Source organism: Aliivibrio sifiae (assembly GCF_002954715.1).
GTDB lineage: Bacteria > Pseudomonadota > Gammaproteobacteria > Enterobacterales > Vibrionaceae > Aliivibrio > Aliivibrio sifiae.
In genome coordinates this window covers 73,292-96,841 of sequence record NZ_MSCP01000005.1, presented here as the reverse complement: position 1 = coordinate 96,841, position 23,550 = coordinate 73,292, and the positions used below count along the sequence as shown (strand labels likewise).

Here is a 23,550-nt window from a genome sequence, read left to right as displayed (position 1 = left end):
ACCTGCCGCTGCTCGACATCCGTTCGTAGTCGTCCTTCTTTATTCAAACGGGCAATGGCATTCGCGTATGAAGAATGTTTATCTGTATTTAATGTTTTGGGGTGTTGTTCTTGACCATAATATCTTAAACAACGTTTAATGCATTGATAAGCCGCTTCTTTATTTCTCTTGTGAGAGAAATAAAAGTCTAAGGTTTCCCCCCCCTGTTTATTGATAGCTCGATACAGGTAATTCCATTTTCCCTTTACTTTTACGTAAGTTTCATCGAGTTGCCAGGAGCTATCAGTTTGGATGAATTGATAATTACGACGTAACTTTTTACGTAATTTAGGGGAATATTCAATAAACCAACGATAGATAGTAGAACTATTAACCGAGATACCTTGCTCTGCGAGCATATCACTGAGATTTGCGTAACTCATTGGTGTCGAACCATACCAACGTAAACACCAAAGGATAATTTCAGGAGCAAAGTGTTTCCATTTGAAGTTAGGGTTAGTCATAGAATTACAAAATTAGATGAGAAAGAATTTTGAGGCGATACTGCATTTTTTGCAACAGTCCCAAGCGCTCTGCTTTTTATTCGTCTTTTTTAAATTTTTTCTTTCTCCCTCTTGAAATCCTCACCTTAAATATATTATAAAAAAAGATGTCATATTATGACATCTTTTTTATGACAAATTATCAGGAGAGACAAGCAATGAATATCCGTCCTTTACATGACCGTGTGATTGTTGAACGCCAGGAGATTGAATCAAAATCTGATGGAGGTATTGCACTAACAGGTTCTGCAGCCAAAAAATCCACTCGCGGTAAAATTTTAGCTGTTGGAAAAGGCCGTATTTTAGAAAACGGTACAGTTCAACCTTTAGACGTAAAAGTAGGAGAACTCATTATTTTTTCTGAAGGTTACGATATTAACATTGAAAAAATTGACGGTAAAGAAGTTCTAATCATGTCTGAAAATGACATAATAGCGATTCTCGAATAGTAAGACTATTAAAAATAGCACTCATTGAGTAATTCATTTTTTGAATTTATTAGTTAAATAAAATTTTTAAAAGGATAATAAAAATGGCTGTTAAAAACGTTAAATTTGGTAACGACGCACGAATCAAAATGCTAGAAGGTGTAAACGTTCTGGCTGACGCTGTAAAAGTAACATTAGGTCCTAAAGGCCGTAACGTTGTTTTAGATAAATCATTTGGCGCACCAACAATCACTAAAGATGGTGTTTCTGTTGCACGTGAAATCGAGCTTGAAGACAAGTTCCAAAACATGGGCGCACAAATGGTTAAAGAAGTGGCTTCACAAGCGAATGACGCGGCGGGCGACGGAACAACAACTGCGACAGTTCTTGCTCAAGCTATCATTGCTGAAGGCCTAAAAGCCGTTGCTGCGGGTATGAACCCAATGGATCTTAAGCGTGGTATCGACAAAGCAGTTGTTGCTGCAGTTGAAGCACTTAAAGAGCTATCTATACCATGTGCTGATACAAAAGCTATCGCACAAGTAGGCACTATATCTGCAAACTCTGACTCTACTGCTGGTAATCTTATTGCTGAAGCAATGGAAAAAGTAGGTCGTGATGGCGTTATCACTGTTGAAGAAGGTCAAGCTCTTCAAGACGAACTAGATGTTGTTGAAGGTATGCAGTTTGACCGTGGTTACCTATCTCCATATTTCGTAAACAACCAAGAAACGGGCTTAGTGGAGCTAGACACCCCATTCATCTTGCTTATTGATAAAAAAGTATCAAATATTCGTGAATTACTTCCAACTCTCGAAGCGGTTGCGAAAGCATCTCGTCCTCTTCTTATCATCGCTGAAGATGTTGAAGGCGAAGCGCTGGCTACTCTTGTTGTGAACAACATGCGTGGTATCGTTAAAGTTGCTGCGGTTAAAGCGCCTGGTTTTGGAGAGCATCGTAAAGCAATGCTACAAGATATCGCGGTTCTAACTGCAGGTTCTGTAATCTCAGAAGAGATTGGTCTAGAGCTTGAAAAAGTCGTTCTTAAAGATCTTGGCCAAGCTAAATGTGTAACTATCACAAAAGAAAAAACAACTATCATCGATGGTTCTGGTGAAGAGACAATTATCTCTGACCGTGTTACTCAAATTCGTCAACAAATCGAAGACGCAACGTCTGATTACGATAAAGAAAAATTTCAAGAGCGTGTAGCTAAACTAGTTGGCGGTGTTGCAGTAATCAAAGTGGGAGCTGCTACTGAAGTTGAAATGAAAGAGAAGAAAGACCGTGTTGAAGATGCACTTCATGCAACTCGTGCAGCAGTTGAAGAAGGTGTTGTTGCTGGTGGAGGGGTTGCACTTATTCGCGCAGCATCTAAAGTTGCTGGCCTTGAAGGCGATAACGAAGAGCAAAACGTAGGTATCCGTGTAGCACTTCGTGCAATGGAAGCACCTATCCGTCAAATTACCAAGAATGCGGGTGAAGAAGATTCAGTGGTTGCTAACAACGTTCGCGCTGGTGAAGGTAACTACGGTTACAACGCAGCAACAGGCGTTTACGGTGACATGATCGAGATGGGTATTCTTGACCCAACCAAAGTAACGCGTTCTGCACTTCAGTTTGCGGCATCGGTTGCGGGTCTTATGCTCACAACAGAAGCGATGATCACTGATAAGCCACAAGATTCTGGTCCAGCTATGCCTGATATGAACGGAGTAATGTAATTAAATAATTAGAGAGCCAAGGCTAACTATTTAAAAGCCTTGGCTTTTTTATCAGCAGCAGTGTTTAAGATTACTACCCTACACCCTAATATAAAACACTTATAATTTAAATAAAATTATTTAATTAGCATTTGTTTGATAGTAAATTAATAATAATGCTTAGGGAATAACCTCTATATTGAAGATAACGTATTTGTTTAGCTTTTTCTTTTTCATCTTTTGGTAATTCATTACCAAATTTTTTAACTCTTAACTCTTCTGCAAGCTCGAACCAATCTACGTCTAAATCTTCTAAGGCTTGTTCTATTAAAAGTGAGTCTAATTCTTTTTGTTTTAGCTCTTGCTTGATCCGGATCAGTCCATGTTTTTTGTTCAATTGCTTTGCTATTTCTTTTTCGATTAATCTTGAGTCATCGAGATAATGATGAGAAATAAGACGCTCCATAACAGCATCAATTACAGCTTCTTTATCGGGGGCATTTTGCTTTAAATGTCGATTGATTTCACCTGAGGAGTAATCACGTTTTGCTAATAATATAACAGCTTGCTCATAGAGTTTTTCTTTATTCATAATATACTTACACCATTTTTAACTAATGTTTTATCTTTTTTTTAAACAATAATGTAGAAAATAATCCTAAGTTAATCATAATATAAAAATCAAATAATTTTATATTTATATAAAAACAGAATACTTGCGAGTAGTTCACAAAAACGATAATTATCAATACTTACAAAAAAATATTATATTCATTCCCATGCATTTGAAAACTCATTTATAGAAAAAATCTCAGCTAACCCTGTAATTTGTTTTAATCGCAATATTTCATCCATATCCATTCCGATTTCTTTTGCTATTATTTCATCTTCCCAATTAAAATCTTTTAATTTTCGAATTAATTCTGATGTTAATTCTACTTGGTGTATTCCTCTTGCTGCATTATGTCTAACTGTTGACGCTATTCTATCTTCATATTTTTTATCTAAAGACACTGTTGGAATATAGTAATGGAGTGATGATTTTATCTCAGCTGTCTCTTTAATTATTTTAGTGCGATGAAAACCATCAATAATGATAGATTCATTATTAACGTTTTTTCCAACAACAATTGGTAACGTTAAACCATCTGAAATAATGGAGTGTTTTAGTAATTTATATTCAGGCCTAGCTACAACATTAGGGTTGTAATCATTAGCTTTTATATTATTTAATGGCATGAGTTGTACGTTTAATACAGGATGGGGAAAGCCTAAGAAATGATACAATCGAGAGCTAATATCATTATAAATAATAACTTTTTCTTCGATGTTAGATGTTTCTAATGCTAAATTATCAAACAAATCTGAAATTTTGTAAAGAGAATTTTTCATATTAAACCTTTTTTTTATCTTTTGTTTTCATGTGTCTTTTATTTTGACTAAATGAAAGACCACGACACCAATAGTCGTTTTTAATCAAAACTTTGCATATGCGTCTCCAACTTGGAACCTTTCTCTGAGATTCCAGTTTTTTATCATCAAAATCTGGAATATGATGATAGCCTTGTTTTCTCCACCATAAAATAAACTTAATTATTTTACTTTTATAGTGTTTAGATAAACTGTTAGGCATTGAATTTAAAAGAAATTTACTGTAACTTCTATAAGTATGTTCTGGTGGTAAATTAAATTTATAATAACCTATGATATGTCCCTGTTTTTTACTATATCGAGCCCCAAATTGACACCCTTCAACTCGAGATACTATTTTTTCCCATGTTTTAGGCTCTAAAACATGAAATAGCCACAAACCTTTTTTTTGATCATCACCATAAGGTTGACATAAACGCTGTTGAGATAAGGGAACTCCAGCTAGATACATTAAATCATAAATTTTATTATAGCTCCAATTGAACCTTCCATTAGCCGTCCAAATATCTTCAGTTTTCCAATCATATATTGGATAAGCTTTATAAACACAATCGCATTCTTTTGTTGTCCAGAAATAGTCTTTAAAATGAGATTTTTTTACATTTTTTATAGTTTTATAGCGATTTAATGATTCATCAGCTCTAATACCAACAAAGGCAGCACAAAGTCCTCCTTTTTTTTCTTGATACCATTGATTAAATCCTGCAACAAAGTCTTCAAACTCCATTGCATAGTTATAAAAATCAAAATAAGCATGATCACTAATCACTGAGGGGTGAGAAGGCAAAGGCCTAACCCAGTGTGACACATTTCTGTCCCAGCACGTCCATTTGGGTTGTAGTTGAGAGCTTGCATTCCTTAAACTTAAAGGAAGACATATCCAATAAGCATTTACCTCTTCACGTTCAACACAATCCTGTATATAAGAGATAGTATGATTAAATTGAGCTTCCATATCAATAATAAGTACGTCAATAGGCAATTTACTTTGTTTTTTCGCCTCTTCAATAACTAAATTAAGCAGAACTCCGGAATCTTTGCCTCCCGATAATGAAACATAAAAGTAAGGGAAATCATTTAATATATTATTTATCCTTTGTTTTGCTGCTGCATAGACGTTTTGATTTAATGGGATTTTAGACATAATAATAATTCCTTGTATTATTATTAAATTAATTAATAGTAATATATACTAAGGTAGTGGTTTTATCGCAAAGTTTTGGTTGAGTACAAGCGTGCCAAATCTCAGTTCCAATTATGCAGCAAGCGCGTAAAAGTGTTTCTAGACTGGCAACAAGTCATCTCCAATAATCTACCCTCGTTTAATTATCGTCATGTTTCTTGCACTGCCATCGTAGCTAAAGCTCCAGATTTCCAACTTAATGCCTATACCATTTTTTGCTTTATTGGACGGTGACTTTGCTCAACAATCTTATTAAGATAATTAATATCAACAACTTTGATTAATTACAACATTAAAACACCTAAAAACGGGTTTGTTGCAAAAAATTTAGTATCAGCTCAAAATCCTTTATTTCCCGATCTAATCTAGCGACTCAATGACCAATCCTGACTTTAAATGGAAAGGGCTTGATGGACAGAAATTTAAAAAGTTGAGAGCAACAACAATATCGAGCCATATCTTCAGTCCTTTAAGGACATTCGATAAGAGCAATTCTTTCTAATTCTCTGGATATACCCAATCTGTTTGTTTTTTACTCAGAATGACATCAAAAAGACGGTTCTATCCTAGTCATGCTGTCTACATTGGCCAGTCGGAAGTGGTTTAATTGGGTTAGATACGAATAATTTCCCCCCCATCTACGGTTGGGGGGTTGTTGCAAATAATCTAAGTTGATAAATAAATCCTACAATTGACTCATTTTTATTGAAAAACAACCTCTACATTGAATAATCGATTCATGAAGGCAGATCTCTCCCGTACTACGGTTTTACGTTTATCATTGCGCAACCAGAAATCGAATTGTCCCTTATTTAGCATTCGTAAAGATTCAAATACCTTGGATCGTTGACCAAGCTCGCTTCCTCAGTTTGAAACCACCAGTGGCCACAACCAATTTTTTAATGGGGGCATGATCTGACTCAATGCCATTATTGAGGCATTTAACTTGCCGCTGCTCGACATCCTCTCGTAGTCGTCCTTCTTTCTTTAGTCGAGCAATAGCATTGGCGTATGAGGAATGTTTGTCCGTGTTTAACGTTTTAGGTTGGTTATCTATGTCGTAATATCTTAAGCAACGCTTAAGGAATTGGTAGGCTGCTTCTTTATTGCGCTTGTATTCAATAAACCAACGGTAAATAGTGGAGCGATTAACCGATATGCCTCGCTCTGCGAGCATGTCACTGAGATTTGCGTAACTCATTGGTGTTGAACCATACCAACGCAAACACCAAAGAATAATTTCTGGTGCAAAGTGTTTCCATTTAAATTCAGAATTGGTCATTGGCTACGAAATAGTATGAAGGATTGTGGAAGCTTGACGTTAAACTGAATTTTTTGCAACAACCCCATATATTTAACCTTTTTTGAGTCATTGAAACACTAACTGCTAAAAGAAGACCCGTTGCAACACCAAAAACGATGGAAGCATATAACTGATAAATAGAGAATCCTTGGAATTGCCAAACTATTAACCACATAAATAAACCCCACATAACTGAACCAAATAAGGGTTCTCTGACTAAAAGAACGGTTTGTCACCAAATTCCTCTGTAACCCTTGGTATCACTAGGCTGCAGCCAAAAAATCGATTTTAATATCGCTTAGCAGAGAATAGATAACCTCTTGAATATTAATAGAAACCTTTCGGTTGTAAAATTCATACTTTCCAATGAAACTAATGTGCTGCCATGCAACTGGTGATAATCGACTGATTTTACTAGCTTTTTCTGGTTCTTCTGCGAGATGTAATTGATAAAGGTGAGATAATAAAGTCGCATTATAGAAAATCACTGCATTGGCTATTAGCCGGATCGACTCTGCCGCAATATCCAATTCTATTTCATTTTTACCTCTAAGGGACTTACCACCGCTGACTTTCGTTATTGTTGCACTTAATTGATGATAAGACTCACCACGACATAGAGAAGATTGCACCACCGTTCGCATTTCTTGGCTATCAATGTAGTCCAGCAAATAATCAGACATCATAATTTGATCTAAGGCGATAAGCGCCTTAAGTGTTGGATTGGTTTTAAAAGACGATAACTTACGAACAATCTGGCTTTGCGTCGTTTGCTTTAAGGCCAACGACACTAAGATCCTAAGTATGTTGTCCCATTCTTTGATGATGAGGGATTTATCTACTTGCTTACTCGGTTTGATAATATATTGTTCGTAGTGAGATGCCTTATGGAATCCAACCAATTTGCTGTCAGCTGTTTCTGCTATTTTGGTAAATCTAGGCATAAATTTATAGCCAAACAGGTTCATCAGAGCAAAATTCACCCGATTAATACTATGCATATCACCCGAAACCGCTGTAACCTCTACATCAGAGGTGTTACTTTCTACTATATCGAGTAAGAAGTGAGATTCATGTTCATTAGCCCCGATAACTTTTAAACATAGAGGCATATGGTTGGCACTGAGTGAGTACATAACCACGCCCCGCATCGTTCCAAAGTATTTTTTTGAATAACGTGATTTTATCGTATTATATCTTGTCGTAAACTTCTGCCCGTCAACACTTGCGTGTACCCCGTAGTCTGATAAATTATATTGATTAAATATAGGTAGCTTGGCTGTGTGATTCACAATCACATCACTGGCAGCACAGAGAGTTTGGCTACGTTGAAAGTTTTTATTAACGTTATCCAGATCCTTTTCTTTTATATCACTAATATCCTTCATCTTTTTGGTTTCTAAACCGGTAGCATTGGCAAGTATACAGGCGTTCAGTACTTCTGCTTCAGGAATGCTTTTAGCATATTTAGGCTGCAGGTGAGTAAACGCCGCCAAAAAATCGGTTTGTTCATCGACAAACCGAAGAACATCTCCGATCCCCGATACTGGTAACTTTTCATAGAAAGGATTATTAATTCCGTCATCAAACCGTACATAGGGGAGCGTCCATTTTATCCGCTCTCTTCGTTTGTTGTATCGCAGTTTTAGAGTGGTGTTTTCTCCTGTTTCTATCCGCTGATTAACATCAATATATTTCTGCTCCAAACGTGTCTCAAGTCTGTCTAATAACGCTGTGATATTCATGGAGAGAAGCGGCATATTAAGTTCAGCGAGAAGCGTATGCTTGTGATTAGTCCAGTATTCGATATCAATTAATTCATCTTCAAGCGCTCGGTAGCTATTACTGTCCTTAACGAACACTGTTCCATCAGCCAGTCCTTTAAATAGTTGCAGATAAACCATAAATTCATAACGATTACCGTCTACTTTCTTTAGCACTTTCCCATGGTTATCACGCGCTTTATAGGTCAGGAATTTTCTGGCTGATTTTGGAAAGAAGCCCATAGGAACATCGTTATATCGATATGATTTGAAGGCATGATGATGAGCTAAGTGTTGCTTTAAGAATTCAACAGACTTTGACATTTCATCAATGGCACAAGTAAATACGAGGGCATTAAATAGCGGACGTAAGTTCATTTTTATCTTTGAAGACAACTTGCCGTAGTGCTCCCAACGGTAATACTCACGGTTTAAATTCGGCTTTTTAAAATCACTTAAAAATTGTTTATAATCCGATCGAGGAATGATTGAGAAAACATGCTCTCGAACCTTCTCATCCGGGATTTTTTGATTAATATTGACCGCAAGCACGTCACAAGCTTGGGTTCTCATCAGTTTATCTACCGCTTCGACAGTATCAACTTTTGCACGTTGGTATTCATCGGCGGAAGCCGTATAAAGGTTCACTTTAAAATTCAGGCTAGTAACCAAATGGTCATTAATTTTTAGAAATCGGCGGTGAGCATAGCAAAGTAAATAGAGCCGAACTAAATTGATACTTTTTAATTGTTTAAGTTTTTGGATAGTATAAAATTCGGCCAAATTGGCGTAGTAAATAATATTTTGCTCTGAGATCCCTAGATCAGGTATTAACCGCAGTGAATCGGCGTAGATCTCCTTCAGCATCTGTTGTTTTGCCACACAGCGCTTAACTTCTGTGGTATTAAAACTTTTTTGATCTCTTTTCAATAACGTAAGATTGTAGAATAGATCTTCATTGTCTAATAGCGTATCTAGCGCGGCCCGCAATGGTTTATCTGCTGCCGTATAGAGCTTGTTAGTCAGGCGCTGTTGCTCATACCTAAGTGCTTCAGACACCATATATTGTAAAGTAGAATAAGCAGGTTTAATCACCTTTTTATGCAGGCAAGAATCAAGCAATTCCTGCAGCACAAATTTAGGTAAAGCATGTCGCTTAGCCAGTGATTTGGCTTCTCTTAACAGACAGGCTTCAAAGTCGGAGTCTGGCGCCACGAGCTTAAGTCTGCTCATTACTTCTGCGCGGTTGTCGTAATGATAATTTTTGGATATTTGCTTTTTAGGGAAAGGCTTCCCAGGGAAGTAGTGGCGTAAGATAAAAGCCACATCTTGCTTTTGTTGTTGAAAGCTGAATTTAAAGAAATAATTAGCGGCTCGACCGTAACCTAATTGTAGGATGTAGTTAATCTTCCTTGGTGTGCTTCCTAATCGTTCAAGGTACCTTTTATCATCAGCATCCAGACTAAAGAGGAAGCTACGCTCCTCATCATCGAGCGTCGGAATCGTGTATAACGATTCGATCTCATCCTTTGTTAATATAGCAAGACGTGCCATAGCTGATAGCCACCTAAAGTAAGAGCAAAAACAAGAAAAAAATGATTAACGCTCAGATGCTGGTAACCACCGATATAATGTTGGCACTGATATCCCTAAATCTTGGGCTACATCTTTCACCGGAATACCATCAGCCAGAAGTCGTTTCGCTGATTGGAGTTTAGAATTGGTCATTCGTCGTTTACGGCCACCAACTCGCCCCCGCTGGCGAGCAGCATCCAAACCCGCTTTTGTTCGCTCAACAAGTAACTCTCGCTCCATTTGGGCTAAACTGGCCATCATATGGAAAAAAAATCGACCTGCTGGCGTGGAAGTATCGATATTATCAGTTAGGCTTTTAAAGTGGATCCCGCGTTGTTCAAATTGACCCACCATAGTTATCAGGTCTTTAACGCTACGTCCAAGCCGGTCCAGCTTCCAAACTACAAAACAATCCCCCTGACGAAGATCATTCAATGCCAACTGTAACCCTTCACGCGAAGCGGCATTTGAACCACTTGCTTGATCCTGGTAAATTTTTTCGCAACCAATGTGATTAAGGGCGTTAATTTGTAAGTCTAATTCTTGGTCTTTAGTCGAAACTCGTGCGTAACCTATTTGCATAACCACTCAAAATTATCAAAACTCATTAAATAGTACTTAGATGATAATCTAATTTCAAGATGGGTTTGTGAGAACATGAAAGCCAGTAAAATAGATGATCGATATTGATCTGGGAATCGTTCTCACAAACGAACGTTTGTGAGAAGGTCTAGATAGATTTTCAAAAGAATAATTTTTATGAATTATCTTGAAAATAAATTATCTTAAAATTCAGCGAGTTAACTAGTGCGCAATGGTGGGTTTTAAAATCGATATTTTGGTTGTATCCCTTTGATACCAAGGGTTACAGAGGAGTCTGGTGACAAACCGTTCTTTTAGTCAGAGAACCCTAATAAAGAAACTCGTTGTCGCCACCGGTGGGTTTAAAATACGAAAGCGAGCCTGGTCAACTATCCAAGGATTCGAATCATTACGGATGTTGAACAAGGGGCAATTTGATTGTTGGTTACGTCATGATGAACGTAAAACTCTTGTGCGGGAGAGATCCGCCTTCATGAATCGCCTCTTCAATGTTGAGGTTGTTTACCAGTAATCATTGAGCCCATCACTAGGGTCGATCTGCCTTACCTGATTAGTTGCAACAGACCCGTAATATGTGTTAAAACAAAATCGAGGTTGGCGGTTTCTAGGTAGCCCATTTGCGCCAGTGGTTAGCAAGGCTTATCTTTGGTAAGTAACCTACCCACCAATAGACTGGTCTATTAACCCCATCCTCATGCACTGTTTTTCCATTCCTAGCCGAAAATTGCTGTAACTAGCCACGCAATGAACGCGCTAAAAACAACATTCGCAGTCAAAAAATATAGCTTTTTCGCACCTTTCGTTTTTTGAAAGACTTCTATTGATGCCTGTCTTGCTCCACCAAGGACAAAACAGATAGCAAATGTAATCCAAAACATCTTTTCCCTTAAGAATTACTCGCTACTGATCTCACTGCTTTTGGTATTGAGAACGGTCTAATTTCATCATTGCTAAAATGCACTTTATAGCAAGCATATGTAGCCCAAACTCCATTGTTCTGACGCTTCTCATAGGCGACACTGAATGCAGTGATCAATCGACCATTAAGTTCATAACCAGGGGAGTTGTCACAGTATCGCTCGTACACATCTTTAAGGGCATCGTATAACTCTCCCTCTTTAATTTGACCACTTGCTAACCTTTCTTCCTTTTGCTCTGTAAAATAGCTTACAGCATCCCCTTGTTTCTCAAACAAACGCCCTGCAATTGTGACTGGTTTTGCTCTACCCATCGTTTTATCCCTTTTGTTCGTTGTCTTTGTTTGGTAGGCCATTCACAGCGTCTAAGTCACGCTGTTCACCCGCCTTTGCTATCCGTGATAACTGGCGTTCGGACTTACCCCAACGTTTTGCGATTTCTTCAAACTTCCAACCTTTAGCGTTTGCTATAAGTTGAAACTCTGTAATATTTCTACCTGTCATATATGTCTAGTATATTCCAATTTAATTACCTGTCAAATATGTCTAGCTTACTAATCACCAGTATTTCGATTCTCAGGAGCTAACAACGACTCAAAACGTTCTAAGCTTTTGATATTACACTCTTGATTGAATTTCTCTTCAAACCCTAACACTGTTATAAGCTCTCGTTTAGAAGTGGATAGTAAGTAAATAGCGTCCGTGTGCTCATTGAACATTTTTAGAAGAAACTCAATAGCATCAACTCGGTTTCGAGTGGATCTACCTTTCCATGCTGGCTCATGATGGAATAAACGATTCCTGAACTTATTTAATGCTCCCATTTTCTGAAATAATGTATTGAGTTTAACTCTCTTCTCTCTAGCGTTCGGGAAACACTTATCCAACTGTGTTTGCCATAGGTTATGATCTCTGTTGCGAGGGTTGTTGTAGTCTCGGTGTAACATGTGAACCCAAAATCCGAACGGTAATCGAGAAACAAGATCGTTACTGGTATATCGAGCGCCTACATCCTTTAAACACTGCTGTTCTGCAAAATCGACTTGTTTTCGAGACTCTTGACTTAGAGGAATTCGCTTATACCATTCATCATCTTCAAAGCATTCTGTTGCTGATTTATGGATTGAATTTCTCAACGTCACTTCAAGTAGCTGAACTACTGAGAAAAACTGAGACATTATACTTTGCATCGCCATATAAACGGCTATCAACTCACTATCAGATTTACAGTCGAGCACCTGCCGATAGGTCTCTAGTTTTTCTGTAGAAAGTCCTTGCTTGATCTCTTCCAAATTCAAATTATTTGCCCTCTGTATCAAGGTTGTGTATTATTAGACACAACTGAGGTTAATCCTCTTGTTGTGATAGCCCTGTCCTCTTCCGCTGGAAACAGTATTGACAACAGGTAGCGAGTTTAAGAGCCACCCTTTCGAGGGTGGCTCACTTGTTTGTAGCTAATAAAAGCACACTACATACACCCGTCATATATGTCTAGCATATTTAAAAAGCCATATCTGCAATTGCTAGCATACTCACAGTGTCTGTCTCTATAAGTCTTAACGTGGTTTCAAGGCTCTTATTTCAGTGAGGTGAAAATCTCGGTGTTCAAATCAGTTAAAAATGTGGATATTTGGTTTTTACCTATTATTAAAGCTATTGCTCATCGGGCTTGGAAAGAAATAGATCATGAGATCACGTGGGCGCTTGAATATTTATCGAAAAATGCCTTAAGAACAAAACAAAGAAAATCCAAACAAAGCAGCAGCTTAGATGGGATAATTATTTCTCTTAATTCTTAAGGTCCAGTCTATGAGTCACTTATAGGATTTCACCATTTCAGTTAAGTTTTGGAAAGTTGTACCAACATGCTTTCTTACGCAATCATTACAAAGAATCCCACCTCCTAAAGCACTTGGTTGAATTTGACAACAAGCACATAATTGGAGATTTTGATCCTGGGGCTTAGGGGGCTTATTAAAGTAAATACTTTCTACAGTTTGCGTTTCTATCTTACCAGTCTCTTTTCGCTCATCTTCATTATGTTCAACAACGCTTGAGCTATGTAACATGGTTACCCAATGCTCCCAGTTTTCTAGTAATTTCTGAAATATTTCATCGGGTCCTAGTAATGTTGGTTTTGTATCTTTTGCGTACAAGGTATTAGCCATAGTAGTGGTATCAATAGTTAATATGATATCAATATCGGAAGTTAGTAAATCTGAATCAAAGGCTTTAGAGCCTGGAAATGGAATATCTATTGCGGCGGTGTGTTTTCTAATAGGATCTTTTGTATAACCCCCTATTAGCACTCCGTGCTTTTTAATATCTATTTCCCACGATATATCATCAAATGCAAAATCATCCAGATCACATTCTTGTAAGGTAGGTAACTGTTGACGAATAATTAAAGCAATGGCGGTTACGGGCGAGTAATAGCATTCATTATCTGTACTTGTCTTGTCCGTTCTGTGGCTAAAATGCCATGTACGATCCGCTTTTCTAGCTGTTACTGGTGTATTACAGGATAAGCATCGACAATTACACGCATTGCCTCTATTTGCTTCTGTAATACTAATAATTTTGCCAGTTTCGTTACTTCGAGCGAATGGCATTTTCACAAAAATCGACACGGTGTACTCTCTTGATTTAACTAAAGGCTTATAGCTATAAGATGATAATCTAGAGTATATCATTGAGTTTATTCATAATACTTTGAAGCCAATCCCGACTAACAGTAATTGCTTCTGTCTACCAACAATATGGGCTGATTTTACTCAATGTTGACTGAGAGTAAATGGGTTTCATTTACGATGATGACCATCGAATACAAATAATCATTTATTTACCGATAGGAAATACAAGTATGAACAAAAAAGAGTTAGTCGCACACATTGCAGATACCGCCGACTTATCACAACAAGAAGCAATCGCGGCGTTAAATGCCACCGTAGAGATCATTACTAATGCGTTAAAAGACGGTGAAGAAGTCACGTTGATTGGGTTTGGCACATTCAAAGTCAATCCACGAGCGGCTCGCGAAGGTCGAAATCCTAAAACGGGTGATACGATTCAAATTGCCGCGAGTAATGCACCGGTATTTAAAGCAGGAAAGGCATTAAAAGAAGAACTAAACCCATAACATAATTAGGACGGGGGTTAGTTTCCCCCGTCCTAATTTAGATTAGATCTCGAATATCTTGCACAGTTAGAATTTCATTTTCAAACACAATATCACCATTATTTGCGTACACTTCAGGTTCATGGCTAGTTCCTTCATTATCAGCTAACTGGAGCGTATATCTAAATGTGTTTTCATTCTCACGCTTATTTTTATCAAAAAAATCAACCCAAAAAATATAATATTGGCTACCCTTACAGAAATAAAAGCTAGGACAATCATCGTTACTATAACTTTTATCATGTAAATAAGGGTGCATTGATAAATCAAAGCCTAACTCGAAATCAAAGCCAAAATCGTCTTTATAGCTCATAAGTACCTCGACATACGTAATTCAAAATGGTCATAAAATAATACTAATCAGTAGACTTAGTCAGTATTTTAGTTTGAGAAAGCTTAAATGCTCTTAGCTTTCCATCAACTGTAACAATGTACCAATCGCCAGCCCTTAACATATTACTAAGCTGTTGAGATTTAAAATCAATCCCATCATTAGCAGAGTTAATATCTAACGTAGCCTTAACTAAAGCCCCTCTCTGCTTTCCATAGTTATACTTCTCGACTAAGTAGTCATGCAGCTTCATTAAACTAACACCATTGTTATTTCATGCTCATCGGATATTGATATTCTTAGCTCACTGTCATCTTCAAATCGATAAGATGAATAACTGTGATGTTCGCTAATTGATACAGCTAAATCCACTGACATTTCAAAAGCACCTAGTTCATTAATTTTTGCTTTTATCATTAACTGCTCTGCGATTGACCATTTTGAACTCATAATAAATAACCTACGTAATTGATAAATATATTTAACAATTACATTGTAACACCATAGTTTACAAACGCAAGCATTTGCAAATGCTTGCGTTTGTAATTGTTATATACTTACATATGTAAATTATGCCTAACTTGCTTTTAAATTTTTAATCGTTGTTTGATTTGCATATTCAAGTGTTGTAACTATTTGCTCAGCAACAGAATAAATAACTTTCATACAAACGGAGTTACCAAATTGCTTGTAAATCTGTCCCTGAGAGACTGCATCTACAATGTAATTATCAGGAAAACCTTGTAATCGAGCGCACTCTCTTGGTGTTAATTTTCGAGGGTTCTTATTGATTTGTTGCTGATCAATTAGTATTTCAGAACCATCTTTGTAGTAACGAGCACTGATTGTATTTGTATATACGCTTTCAGGAGTAAATAATGAGTAGCCAAAACCATTACCTTTTGTTTTATGCATCTCTTTACGTTTTTGATGCCCAGCCCAAAGTTTATCTGAAATTGTAAATCTATCTTTATTATGCGCTTTTTCATCGATGCTTAATTCTTCTTGTGTTTGAAGAATATCACCGACTTTAGTTGATGTTTTTGGTGGTGTTGGCCAATTAAATGCACTATCAAAATCAATATTTGGAAATTGATTTTTATCAAAACCAACTATGAATATTCGTTCACGGTTTTGAGGTACACCAAAATCCCCCGCCCTTAATACTTTAAAATCAACCCAATAATTTAATTTTTCAGATAAGGCGTGTCGAGCTTCTGCGCTAATTGGTACATCTTCTGGAATATTTTGTTTGTACTTACCTTGTAAAATATCAGTTATCGTTTTTAGTGTTCTACCTTTATCATGGCCTTGTAACTGCTTTACATTTTCCAGTAAGAAAGCTTTTGGTTTTTTTTCAGTTAAAATTCTCTGTAGCTCAAAAAACATCGTTCCGCGAGTATCACTAAATCCTTTACCTAAGCCTGCTTGAGAGAAAGTTTGACATGGAAAACCACCTAATAAAATGTCGTGGTTAGGAATTTCACTAGCTGATATTTGAGTTATATCCCCACGAGGCATTTCCCCATAATTGGTTAAATAGGTTTTTTGAGCAAACTTATCCCATTCAGATGTAAATATGCAGTGTCCGCCCAATTTTTGGAATGGTAAACGTATACCACCGATACCTGCAAAAAGATCAATAAAAGTAAATTCTGACTGTTCTAACGATTTTTGTTTAAATGGCGCATTGTCATAATGAGCTTGTAAAGTACTTTCAAGATCGAGAATTGCCTTCCATTTTGCTGGTGTGGGTTCATGCTCTTCTTTTTCCCACCCACGGATAGTTCGCTCCCCTGCTGCATTCATTCCTAGTAGATTTGCCATCTCTGTAGGACGAAGGCAAAGTTTTTTTCTTAACTTTCTGATATATTCAGCTTTATCTAGGTTTTTATTTGTCATACTGGCTACTTATCCGGTTTTAGTCCCGGGAATAATAGCACTGTGTATAATTACATGCAATGGTTGGTTTTATGTTTGAAGGTTCGTTAAATAGTTTTGTTATTAAATGCTCAGAACTACAAAGTAACATGAGTATTGAGTGCTCGCCTATCTCTCCAAGTTTGATATTCTCCAACACAGGAAAAGGAGGTATACCTAAATACTTTTCAGTGACATTATTACAACTTATTGGTGTTTTAGGTGATATAAAGTCCGAATTACCTCACTTTATAAACGGTGTTGAATACATTGAAAAACCTTGGCGAGATAAGTTTTCTTCTTATATTAAAGATCCTGTAGTAAACGCACTATCTACGGTACAAACACTACCTTTATATTGTTTAATTAATAAGGTAATTTGTATTACAAATAAACTACAAAACTATACTGAAAGGTCAATGCCCTTAACGGACAGCTATTTAAGTACAGCTATTGAATACCTTCAATCTCAACAACCAGAAATTAGCTTAGCTATACACTATCGTTCTGATATTTTGGCTAGTAATATTATTTATTATGGCGCTCCTGGTACAGGGAAAAGTCATACTATTGATGAAGAAACAAAAGGTGCTCATAAAGTAGTAACTGTTTTTCACCCTGACACTCAATACAGTGATTTTGTTGGCTCTCTCAAGCCTAAAATGGAAAAGGATACGATCACTTATCAATTCAGACCAGGGCCATTCACCAATGCTTTAATTAAGGCTTATGAAGCGCCTTCTGAACACGTGTATTTAGTTATAGAAGAAATAAATAGAGCTTCTGCGGCGGCTGTATTTGGAGAGTTATTTCAATTACTTGATCGTCAAGATGGTGCTAGCAAGTATGCTATTGATGCAACTGATTTAGATATGTTGGATTACATTAATAGTAAGTTATCTCTGGATAACAAAATTCTACAATTGAACATTCCATCTAATTTATCCTTATTAGCAACAATGAATAGCAGTGATCAAGCAGTTATGCCAATGGATACCGCTTTTAAACGTCGTTGGAGTTTCAAATATATAGAAATTGATTTTAACAATGATGCCGTTCCTCAAGGTACATTTTGTATTACAACCTCAAATGGTAAGTTCAATATTTCTTGGTCCAATTTCGCACAAATAATTAATGATACGTTAATTGATTGCTCTATTCCTGAAGACCGATTATTAGGCCCGTTCTTCTTAACCTCAGAAGAAATTGTTAATAGTGAAATCGCGAAAGCTACGTTAAGTGGAAAATTATTTGTTTATCTTTGGGATGATGTTCTACGTAACTTTGGACATGAAAAGATTTTTTCAGCCTCTTATAAAACATTTGGTCGATTATCGAGTGCTTTTAACAAAGATAAAGCTATTTTTAATAAACAAATTTCTGACTCTATTGAAGAGAAAGGAATAAAATGTGAAGAAGTGATCGAGGCCGAAAGTGAAACAGAAGAATAATATCAAATATTTTTCTGATCGAAGCTTTATTAACAGCATTCCTCATGAAATCGTGGAAGCATTGCGCTCTCACGGTTTAGTTGCCCCTGACATGTTTAAAATTTACTTCTGTGGGGTGATTTCATATGATGATAATATTGCTGTTTTCCTCCCTAGAAATCATGGTATCAATGAAGGAAAAGAAGCAGAGTCCGGTTATTATTTACTACAAGCGTTACATAAATACTTTCAAACCAAAGAAAGCGGCCTTAACGATCAAGAAAATGGAGACCATTTTATTGGTGGGCGTGCCTTTTCATTGATAGTAAATCTATTTAATGATTATCAACTAAATGGGTTGTATGCTCGTAGAGTAAAAGAACATACCATTAACTCTGGTAAAGTAAACTGGCCTCGAACTATTGCACGTAATACCCCATATCCATCAAATGGAAAACCAATTTATTTAGACTTAATTACTTCTCGTTCACGTTATATAACTAATTGTGAAACTGCAAAAATTCATGCTCAAGTCATTCGTGAGCTACTAAGTCACTATGGTTTTTTATTGCTTGGAAAACAAAATATTATAGACGAGGAATTAGAACGCTTAGAAAAACCTCTTGGTGAAAAAAAACAACAAATAAAATATTTAGAACGAGAATTACGATTAAGCTACTCTGAAAGAGATATATTTCTAATAAAAGGATTAATCCAATATATTAAGGATAAAAAAGGACAAACATCGAGTGATATTTTAATTGGTGTTAGAAAGTTTCATTCGGTATGGGAAGCTATGCTTGATGAATGTTTAGTTGGTAAATATGTTGTTAATCATAAACTTCCTATACCTTACTACCAAACTAATAATAATGAATTTGTAGCCGTGTCTAAAAAAGGCCAACGGACAGATACAGTTATTCAAAAAGGAAATGAGAAACGATTTGCTGTAATAGATGCAAAATATTACGATGCAAAATCGCCTCAAACCGCTCCTGGTTGGCCAGATATAGTTAAACAATTATTTTATCAACAAGCTGTTTCTATATTAGAAGGTGAAGATGCCAAAATTTCTAATCACTTTGTTTTTCCTGGAGATCTAGCTGAATTAAAATCAGCACATATAGGAAAAAGAAATAAGAAAATCGAAGCTATTAATGATTGTTTAAGTCAATATGAACCTATTTACTGCCACTATCAGTCCCCAATGGAATTAATAAGTGCTTATGTGAAAAATACTAAGCTTGAACTATTATCTTCCGAGATATTTCTAAGTACTTAATAAAAAAAAGCCACCTTATTAGGTGGCTTTTATAATTAATGTTTTAACATTAATTTACTTTAAATCGGCCATGTTATTCTACCATAAAATGGCCGATTTTCTATGTAATTAAAAATATCGATTTACTGGCTTGAGATGTAACAGAGGCGAGTCAGGGCGATTAATACAACCATTAAACAGCTCATAATCCACGTAGTACCACTTTTCAGATATAAATCACATCAATATTCCCTAAAACACCGTTGAAAGTTACACTTTAAGAATGATTTAGCAAGGTAATAAATTCTCGAGCCGGTTCACTCAGTAATCACTCTGTAACTTCTATTTTAAGCAATTCTGCATTAGCCAGTGACATTAGGGTATAGATAAAAGTCACTGCATATATTTTGCCTTCTTTATCTCTTTGTCATAACCTTTTTGTCATGTAATATTAGATCATTACTTTAATGGCACCTAGGCTCAATTCATGTACATATTTGGCTATCTAAGAGCGTCAACCAAAGAGCAAGATGCAAAAAGAGCACAAGACAGCTTAAAGACCTTTGTTGAAGATAAAGGTGCTCGAATAGCGGGGTGGTACATTGAAAATGTTTCAGGTGCCTCACTGCAAAGACCTGAATTAATGCGATTGCTTCAAGATGCAGAAAAAGGTGATGCGATCTTGATAGAGCAAGTTGATAGGCTTTCACGTCTTAATGATGAGGATTGGGAGATACTTAAAGAATTAATAAATAAAAAACAATTAAAAGTGATTAGCTTGGATTTACCAACCAGCCATGCTGTATTAATGAAGCACCAAAGTGATGACTTTACATCGGCAATGTTTAGAGCTATCAATAATATGATGTTAGACATGCTTGCTGCCATCGCTCGAAAAGATTATCAGGATAGAAGAAGACGCCAGGCTCAAGGGATTGATAAAGCCCAAGAGGAAGGTAAATTTAAAGGACGACGACCGGATTTAGATATGCATGAGAAGATAATTCAGCTTCGTGTCCATAATGAATTGAGTATTAATTCTACCGCTAAACTAGTCGGTGTTTCTGCAAGAACGGTGATTAGAATTGTTAAGCAATATAAAGAAAAAATTGACCCAATTTAGTTTAATAAATTGGGTTTGGAAATTAGTAAAGGAATAATAATGAGTCAATAGTAAGGCTTATTTATCAACTTAGATTATTTGCAACAATCCCGTCTCGTTAGCTTACTTTGTTACCTAGATTATCTTTAACCTAATGCTTTTAGCTACAGCTTGGGTGATCGTTACACAGTCCAATTTGTACCTAATCGTTTTTATATAGCTTCTAACGGTATGCTCGGAAATTGAGAGTATCATTGCTACTTCTGAATTACTTTTACCAATCGAAGAATAGTGGAGGCATTCTTTCTCTCTTGATGTTAACTGTGGGTTCTTTGTCGATGAGCTATAAAATTCTTTAGTGATTTTATTATGTAATGCTGGTAAGACAGCTTCAAAGGTAGGCTTTACAACTTCAATATAACTGACCCAATCGTTATATTCCATATTAGAGTTTAGGCTCAGGATTGAACCAATACCTACGGCATCTTTATGTATGAAGCTATACCCAGAATGCCCAATTCCAAACTTTTCTGCTTTATCAAATAATAAAATCGACTCAGGTGTTAATGGCACGTCACTCCAAAGCACAGCTTCTTTAGTCTTTGTTATGTGGTTAAAGATAGGGTCTATTTTAAGGTAATTGTTTAACAGGTATTCTGCAATCCACGTCTTAGGGTATGTCGACCGAACAAAGAGATTATCCAGTATTTGATGTGGGTTAGTGATTAGCTGAATCGTTGTGTAGTTGTGTTCAAATAGTTTCTCGATTATCTGAATTGCCTCTTGAGTGTTCTCAGATTGTTCGATTTGGCTGATAATGCTCATTATTGACATTAGTTTTATTTAAACCTTGAAATTACTAAAGATTATTCTAATTATCGTACATCATTTCTGTGTGTATTCGTTATTTCTTGTAGACAAAGTTGAATTGTGTCGCGTTATTTCTTAGAAGTGGTCCCCAATGGTTGGACATATAAACTAATTCCTTAAGTGATTGCTCAATGTCTTTGCCTACCGAAGTAAGCTTCATCAGGAGTGAGGTCTTTGAGTCCTTGATGATTACGTTCTTCATTAGAAATCATCATGTAGTTACTGATCTCAAGTTCTGCTTCTCTTGGTGTGGTGTAAGCTTTTAGGTAAAGCTCCTCATATTTAAGGCTCCACCATAATCGTTCGATAAAAAGGTTGTCGACTCAACAACCTTTTCCGTCCATGCTGATCCGTATGTTGTGGTCTAACAACTACTGAGTGAACTGTAGTGTTGAAGCACCTCTTAGAGAGATTTGATACAAAAGCCTGTGTCTATAGTGTTCGATACCTTACGGTTATACCAGTCAATAATAGCCACCAAGTAAAGGAACACTTTAGCCATTGGGGTGTACGTGATATCAATAGCCCAAGCTTGGTTCGGGTATGTGACTTCGATATGATAGACAGGGATGAACTTTATTAATCTTGTTTGCGATAATCGTTCTTAGCTTAGGATAAATCGCACCAATTCCCATATCACGCATGATCCGAACAGTACGTTTACGATTAACATAGTGCCCTTCCTTAATCAGTTTATTACGAATATGCCTATTGCCCATAAATGGATACTTGAGGTGAACCTCATCGATAATACGTCGTTGAGCGAGCTATATTGAGCAACTCGCACTAGCGTTTAATCGGCAATTGGGTGAATTTATCCAGCGAACTCTTTCGCTGTACTCGGTCTAACGAACGAGCACTTTCGCCAAAAAATCATTTTCCATGATCAGTTGACCGATCTTAGCGTGAAGTGTATCGAGATCTGCAGAGTTGCCTTTACCTGACTGGTTTTTAGAGGTAAAAATCAAAGCAGCATTGTCGAGCAGCTCTTTTTTCCAAGTTCAGATCTGGTTAGCATTCAAGTTGTACTTCTGCGCTAACTCAGCGACAGTTTTATCTCCTTTAGCGGCAGCAAGTGCCACTTTAGCTTTAAATTCAATAGAGTGGTTTTTACGTTTTCTAGTCATAATCTGTTCCAGTTGTTCTGGGTGCTATCAAAACAGTTTTGTCACTTTAAGTCATGTCCGAAAATCGGGGGACCACTTCTTGAATCTTATAAATTCAATAAATGCAACCCCCTAAATTTATGGGACTAACCTTGGTTCATCACAAGCGGGGATACCGCAAGTTGTCTATTTATACGATTATTTCCTCAGACCAGAAAAAACACTAATCTAAAGGAAATAATAATGACTAACGTACTATCTCTAGACCGCCAGCAAATCATCCGTCAAGCAATCGAAGAATTCCGCAATGGTCAATTTCTTCTTGTCTCTGATGACGAAGGGCGTGAAAACGAAGGTGATCTAATTGTTGCTGCTGAACACGCAACTCCCGAAGCCATCAATTTTATGATTACCCACGGTCGCGGCTTAGTATGCCTTGCCATTTCAGAAGAAATAGCAAAGAAGAAGCAGCTTTCACCTATGGTTCAGGATAATAAAGACCACATGGTGACAGCATTTACAGCAAGTGTAGACGCGACATTAGAGTATGGAGTTACCACTGGTATTTCCACATGGGACCGCGCAAAAACGATCGAAGTCATCATTGGCGATGAATACAGTCCGCAAGCACTTCAAGCTCCCGGCCATATGTTTCCGCTTGTTGCAAAAAATGGATATCTTGCTACTCGCCAAGGCCACACTGAAGCAGGTGTCGAGCTATGTCGACTCGCTGGGCTTGAAAACGAAGCCGCAGTGATTGTAGAGGTTATCTGTGAAAATGGTGAAATGGCTCGACGCCCTGATCTTATCGAAATGTCTAAAGAATTTGGAATTTCGTATATCACTATTGAAGAACTATGCCTCTACATTGAACAGGTTGAACACACTTGCGCAGCAGCGTAAC

Annotated in this window: 24 protein-coding genes and 5 pseudogenes; 9 read left to right on the top strand and 20 right to left on the bottom strand. The window is 36.8% G+C overall.

What is annotated here, in order from left to right; genetic code table 11:
• Positions 1–503, bottom strand: a 503-nt coding sequence (locus BTO23_RS21170) for an IS6 family transposase (RefSeq protein WP_105064529.1), incomplete at its 3' end; no start/stop codon positions are given.
• Positions 504–700: 197 nt separating this feature from the next.
• Between BTO23_RS21170 and BTO23_RS21165 the strand changes: the two genes are divergently transcribed.
• The gene (locus tag BTO23_RS21165; protein ID WP_105064528.1) at positions 701–991 is read left to right on the top strand and encodes a co-chaperone GroES; all 291 of its coding nucleotides are present in this window, start codon (positions 701–703) and stop codon (positions 989–991) included.
• Positions 992–1,074: 83 nt separating this feature from the next.
• Positions 1,075–2,694 carry a chaperonin GroEL gene (groL, locus tag BTO23_RS21160; RefSeq protein WP_105064527.1) on the top strand — a complete coding sequence of 540 codons (1,620 nt, stop codon included), beginning with the start codon at positions 1,075–1,077 and terminating at the stop codon, positions 2,692–2,694.
• A 124-nt stretch (positions 2,695–2,818) separates the two neighbouring features.
• On the opposite strand, the gene BTO23_RS21155 is transcribed toward groL, so the two are convergent.
• The 8 genes and pseudogenes from BTO23_RS21155 to BTO23_RS21120 all read right to left on the bottom strand — a co-directional run bounded on the left by BTO23_RS21155 (position 2,819) and on the right by BTO23_RS21120 (position 10,510).
• Positions 2,819–3,265 carry a regulatory protein RecX gene (locus BTO23_RS21155; RefSeq protein ID WP_105064526.1) on the bottom strand — a complete coding sequence of 149 codons (447 nt, stop codon included), beginning with the start codon at positions 3,263–3,265 and terminating at the stop codon, positions 2,819–2,821.
• A 179-nt stretch (positions 3,266–3,444) separates the two neighbouring features.
• Positions 3,445–4,065, bottom strand: coding sequence for an IbrB-like domain-containing protein (locus BTO23_RS21150; RefSeq protein WP_105064525.1), 621 nt, complete (start codon positions 4,063–4,065; stop codon positions 3,445–3,447).
• Position 4,066: 1 nt separating this feature from the next.
• Positions 4,067–5,248: a DUF3440 domain-containing protein gene (locus tag BTO23_RS21145; protein ID WP_105064524.1), complete on the bottom strand. Its 1,182-nt coding sequence runs from the start codon at positions 5,246–5,248 to the stop codon at positions 4,067–4,069.
• 245 nt (positions 5,249–5,493) lie between these two features.
• Positions 5,494–5,571: pseudogene (locus BTO23_RS21670) on the bottom strand (IS6 family transposase); the annotation flags it as partial.
• 418 nt (positions 5,572–5,989) lie between these two features.
• Positions 5,990–6,569, bottom strand: a pseudogene (locus tag BTO23_RS21135) (IS6 family transposase).
• Positions 6,556–6,783, bottom strand: a pseudogene (locus BTO23_RS21570) (DUF6404 family protein); the annotation flags it as partial. The pseudogenes BTO23_RS21135 and BTO23_RS21570, both read right to left, overlap by 14 nt.
• 70 nt (positions 6,784–6,853) lie before the next feature.
• On the bottom strand, positions 6,854–9,907 hold the full coding sequence (locus tag BTO23_RS21125; RefSeq protein ID WP_105064522.1) for a Tn3 family transposase: 3,054 nt from the start codon (positions 9,905–9,907) through the stop codon (positions 6,854–6,856).
• Positions 9,908–9,952: 45 nt separating this feature from the next.
• On the bottom strand, positions 9,953–10,510 hold the full coding sequence (locus BTO23_RS21120; RefSeq protein ID WP_105064521.1) for a recombinase family protein: 558 nt from the start codon (positions 10,508–10,510) through the stop codon (positions 9,953–9,955).
• Between the two features lie 295 nt (positions 10,511–10,805).
• On the opposite strand from BTO23_RS21120, the gene BTO23_RS21115 reads away from it, so the two are divergent.
• Complete coding sequence (locus tag BTO23_RS21115; protein ID WP_281260294.1) at positions 10,806–11,042, top strand: DDE-type integrase/transposase/recombinase; 237 nt, start codon at positions 10,806–10,808, stop codon at positions 11,040–11,042.
• Positions 11,043–11,417: 375 nt separating this feature from the next.
• Here BTO23_RS21115 and BTO23_RS21110 read toward each other — a convergent pair whose 3' ends face one another.
• Genes BTO23_RS21110 through BTO23_RS21100 form a run of 3 tightly spaced genes read right to left on the bottom strand, consistent with a single transcriptional unit; the run spans position 11,418 to position 12,746 of the window.
• On the bottom strand, positions 11,418–11,762 hold the full coding sequence (locus BTO23_RS21110) for a hypothetical protein (RefSeq protein ID WP_105064520.1): 345 nt from the start codon (positions 11,760–11,762) through the stop codon (positions 11,418–11,420).
• A 4-nt stretch (positions 11,763–11,766) separates the two neighbouring features.
• The gene (locus tag BTO23_RS21105) at positions 11,767–11,952 is read right to left on the bottom strand and encodes a hypothetical protein (RefSeq protein WP_017086662.1); all 186 of its coding nucleotides are present in this window, start codon (positions 11,950–11,952) and stop codon (positions 11,767–11,769) included.
• A gap of 50 nt (positions 11,953–12,002) precedes the next feature.
• Positions 12,003–12,746: a hypothetical protein gene (locus BTO23_RS21100; RefSeq protein WP_105064519.1), complete on the bottom strand. Its 744-nt coding sequence runs from the start codon at positions 12,744–12,746 to the stop codon at positions 12,003–12,005.
• A 303-nt stretch (positions 12,747–13,049) separates the two neighbouring features.
• On the opposite strand from BTO23_RS21100, the gene BTO23_RS21090 reads away from it, so the two are divergent.
• Entirely contained in the window at positions 13,050–13,247 is a 198-nt protein-coding gene (locus BTO23_RS21090) for a hypothetical protein (RefSeq protein ID WP_105064518.1), read from the top strand.
• Between the two features lie 15 nt (positions 13,248–13,262).
• Here BTO23_RS21090 and BTO23_RS21085 read toward each other — a convergent pair whose 3' ends face one another.
• Positions 13,263–14,078, bottom strand: a complete 816-nt coding sequence (locus tag BTO23_RS21085; RefSeq protein WP_105064517.1) for a competence protein CoiA family protein — start codon at positions 14,076–14,078, stop codon at positions 13,263–13,265.
• Between the two features lie 233 nt (positions 14,079–14,311).
• Here BTO23_RS21085 and BTO23_RS21080 point away from each other — a divergent pair, with 233 nt between their 5' ends.
• On the top strand, positions 14,312–14,587 hold the full coding sequence (locus BTO23_RS21080) for an HU family DNA-binding protein (RefSeq protein WP_105064516.1): 276 nt from the start codon (positions 14,312–14,314) through the stop codon (positions 14,585–14,587).
• Between the two features lie 37 nt (positions 14,588–14,624).
• Here BTO23_RS21080 and BTO23_RS21075 read toward each other — a convergent pair whose 3' ends face one another.
• From BTO23_RS21075 to BTO23_RS21060, 4 genes are all read right to left on the bottom strand, one after another.
• Positions 14,625–14,939 (bottom strand): hypothetical protein, encoded by a 315-nt coding sequence (locus tag BTO23_RS21075; RefSeq protein WP_105064515.1) that lies wholly within the window; start codon positions 14,937–14,939, stop codon positions 14,625–14,627.
• 43 nt (positions 14,940–14,982) lie between these two features.
• A complete protein-coding gene (locus BTO23_RS21070) occupies positions 14,983–15,210 on the bottom strand; it encodes a hypothetical protein (protein WP_105064514.1) in 228 nt (75 codons plus the stop codon).
• Complete coding sequence (locus BTO23_RS21065) at positions 15,210–15,407, bottom strand: hypothetical protein (RefSeq protein WP_105064513.1); 198 nt, start codon at positions 15,405–15,407, stop codon at positions 15,210–15,212. The genes BTO23_RS21070 and BTO23_RS21065 overlap by 1 nt, the downstream gene beginning before the upstream one ends.
• Positions 15,408–15,533: 126 nt before the next feature.
• On the bottom strand, positions 15,534–16,859 hold the full coding sequence (locus tag BTO23_RS21060; RefSeq protein ID WP_105064512.1) for a DNA cytosine methyltransferase: 1,326 nt from the start codon (positions 16,857–16,859) through the stop codon (positions 15,534–15,536).
• Between the two features lie 71 nt (positions 16,860–16,930).
• On the opposite strand from BTO23_RS21060, the gene BTO23_RS21055 reads away from it, so the two are divergent.
• From BTO23_RS21055 to BTO23_RS21045, 3 genes are all read left to right on the top strand, one after another.
• Entirely contained in the window at positions 16,931–18,328 is a 1,398-nt protein-coding gene (locus BTO23_RS21055; protein ID WP_105064511.1) for an AAA family ATPase, read from the top strand.
• The gene (locus BTO23_RS21050) at positions 18,312–19,589 is read left to right on the top strand and encodes an LlaJI family restriction endonuclease (RefSeq protein WP_105064510.1); all 1,278 of its coding nucleotides are present in this window, start codon (positions 18,312–18,314) and stop codon (positions 19,587–19,589) included. The genes BTO23_RS21055 and BTO23_RS21050 overlap by 17 nt, the downstream gene beginning before the upstream one ends.
• Before the next feature lie 466 nt (positions 19,590–20,055).
• Entirely contained in the window at positions 20,056–20,691 is a 636-nt protein-coding gene (locus BTO23_RS21045; protein ID WP_105064509.1) for a recombinase family protein, read from the top strand.
• Between the two features lie 114 nt (positions 20,692–20,805).
• On the opposite strand, the gene BTO23_RS21040 is transcribed toward BTO23_RS21045, so the two are convergent.
• The 3 genes and pseudogenes from BTO23_RS21040 to BTO23_RS21035 all read right to left on the bottom strand — a co-directional run.
• On the bottom strand, positions 20,806–21,495 hold the full coding sequence (locus BTO23_RS21040) for a helix-turn-helix transcriptional regulator (RefSeq protein ID WP_170066801.1): 690 nt from the start codon (positions 21,493–21,495) through the stop codon (positions 20,806–20,808).
• Positions 21,496–21,668: 173 nt separating this feature from the next.
• Positions 21,669–21,911 (bottom strand): annotated as a pseudogene (locus BTO23_RS21665) (integrase core domain-containing protein); the annotation flags it as partial.
• A gap of 35 nt (positions 21,912–21,946) precedes the next feature.
• Positions 21,947–22,667: pseudogene (locus BTO23_RS21035) on the bottom strand (IS3 family transposase); the annotation flags it as partial.
• 222 nt (positions 22,668–22,889) lie between these two features.
• On the opposite strand from BTO23_RS21035, the gene ribB reads away from it, so the two are divergent.
• Positions 22,890–23,549: a 3,4-dihydroxy-2-butanone-4-phosphate synthase gene (gene ribB / locus BTO23_RS21030; protein ID WP_105064507.1), complete on the top strand. Its 660-nt coding sequence runs from the start codon at positions 22,890–22,892 to the stop codon at positions 23,547–23,549.
• Position 23,550 lies beyond the last annotated feature (1 nt).

Coding starts and splice junctions, on each gene's coding strand:
- BTO23_RS21165 (WP_105064528.1), top strand. CDS start 701: ATGAATATCCGTCCTTTACATGACCGTGTGATTGTTGAACGCCAGGAG.
- groL (WP_105064527.1), top strand. CDS start 1,075: ATGGCTGTTAAAAACGTTAAATTTGGTAACGACGCACGAATCAAAATG.
- BTO23_RS21155 (WP_105064526.1), bottom strand. CDS start 3,265: ATGAATAAAGAAAAACTCTATGAGCAAGCTGTTATATTATTAGCAAAA.
- BTO23_RS21150 (WP_105064525.1), bottom strand. CDS start 4,065: ATGAAAAATTCTCTTTACAAAATTTCAGATTTGTTTGATAATTTAGCA.
- BTO23_RS21145 (WP_105064524.1), bottom strand. CDS start 5,248: ATGTCTAAAATCCCATTAAATCAAAACGTCTATGCAGCAGCAAAACAA.
- BTO23_RS21125 (WP_105064522.1), bottom strand. CDS start 9,907: ATGGCACGTCTTGCTATATTAACAAAGGATGAGATCGAATCGTTATAC.
- BTO23_RS21120 (WP_105064521.1), bottom strand. CDS start 10,510: ATGCAAATAGGTTACGCACGAGTTTCGACTAAAGACCAAGAATTAGAC.
- BTO23_RS21110 (WP_105064520.1), bottom strand. CDS start 11,762: ATGGGTAGAGCAAAACCAGTCACAATTGCAGGGCGTTTGTTTGAGAAA.
- BTO23_RS21105 (WP_017086662.1), bottom strand. CDS start 11,952: ATGACAGGTAGAAATATTACAGAGTTTCAACTTATAGCAAACGCTAAA.
- BTO23_RS21080 (WP_105064516.1), top strand. CDS start 14,312: ATGAACAAAAAAGAGTTAGTCGCACACATTGCAGATACCGCCGACTTA.
- BTO23_RS21075 (WP_105064515.1), bottom strand. CDS start 14,939: ATGAGCTATAAAGACGATTTTGGCTTTGATTTCGAGTTAGGCTTTGAT.
- BTO23_RS21070 (WP_105064514.1), bottom strand. CDS start 15,210: ATGAAGCTGCATGACTACTTAGTCGAGAAGTATAACTATGGAAAGCAG.
- BTO23_RS21065 (WP_105064513.1), bottom strand. CDS start 15,407: ATGAGTTCAAAATGGTCAATCGCAGAGCAGTTAATGATAAAAGCAAAA.
- BTO23_RS21060 (WP_105064512.1), bottom strand. CDS start 16,859: ATGACAAATAAAAACCTAGATAAAGCTGAATATATCAGAAAGTTAAGA.
- BTO23_RS21055 (WP_105064511.1), top strand. CDS start 16,931: ATGTTTGAAGGTTCGTTAAATAGTTTTGTTATTAAATGCTCAGAACTA.
- BTO23_RS21045 (WP_105064509.1), top strand. CDS start 20,056: ATGTACATATTTGGCTATCTAAGAGCGTCAACCAAAGAGCAAGATGCA.
- BTO23_RS21040 (WP_170066801.1), bottom strand. CDS start 21,495: ATGAGCATTATCAGCCAAATCGAACAATCTGAGAACACTCAAGAGGCA.
- ribB (WP_105064507.1), top strand. CDS start 22,890: ATGACTAACGTACTATCTCTAGACCGCCAGCAAATCATCCGTCAAGCA.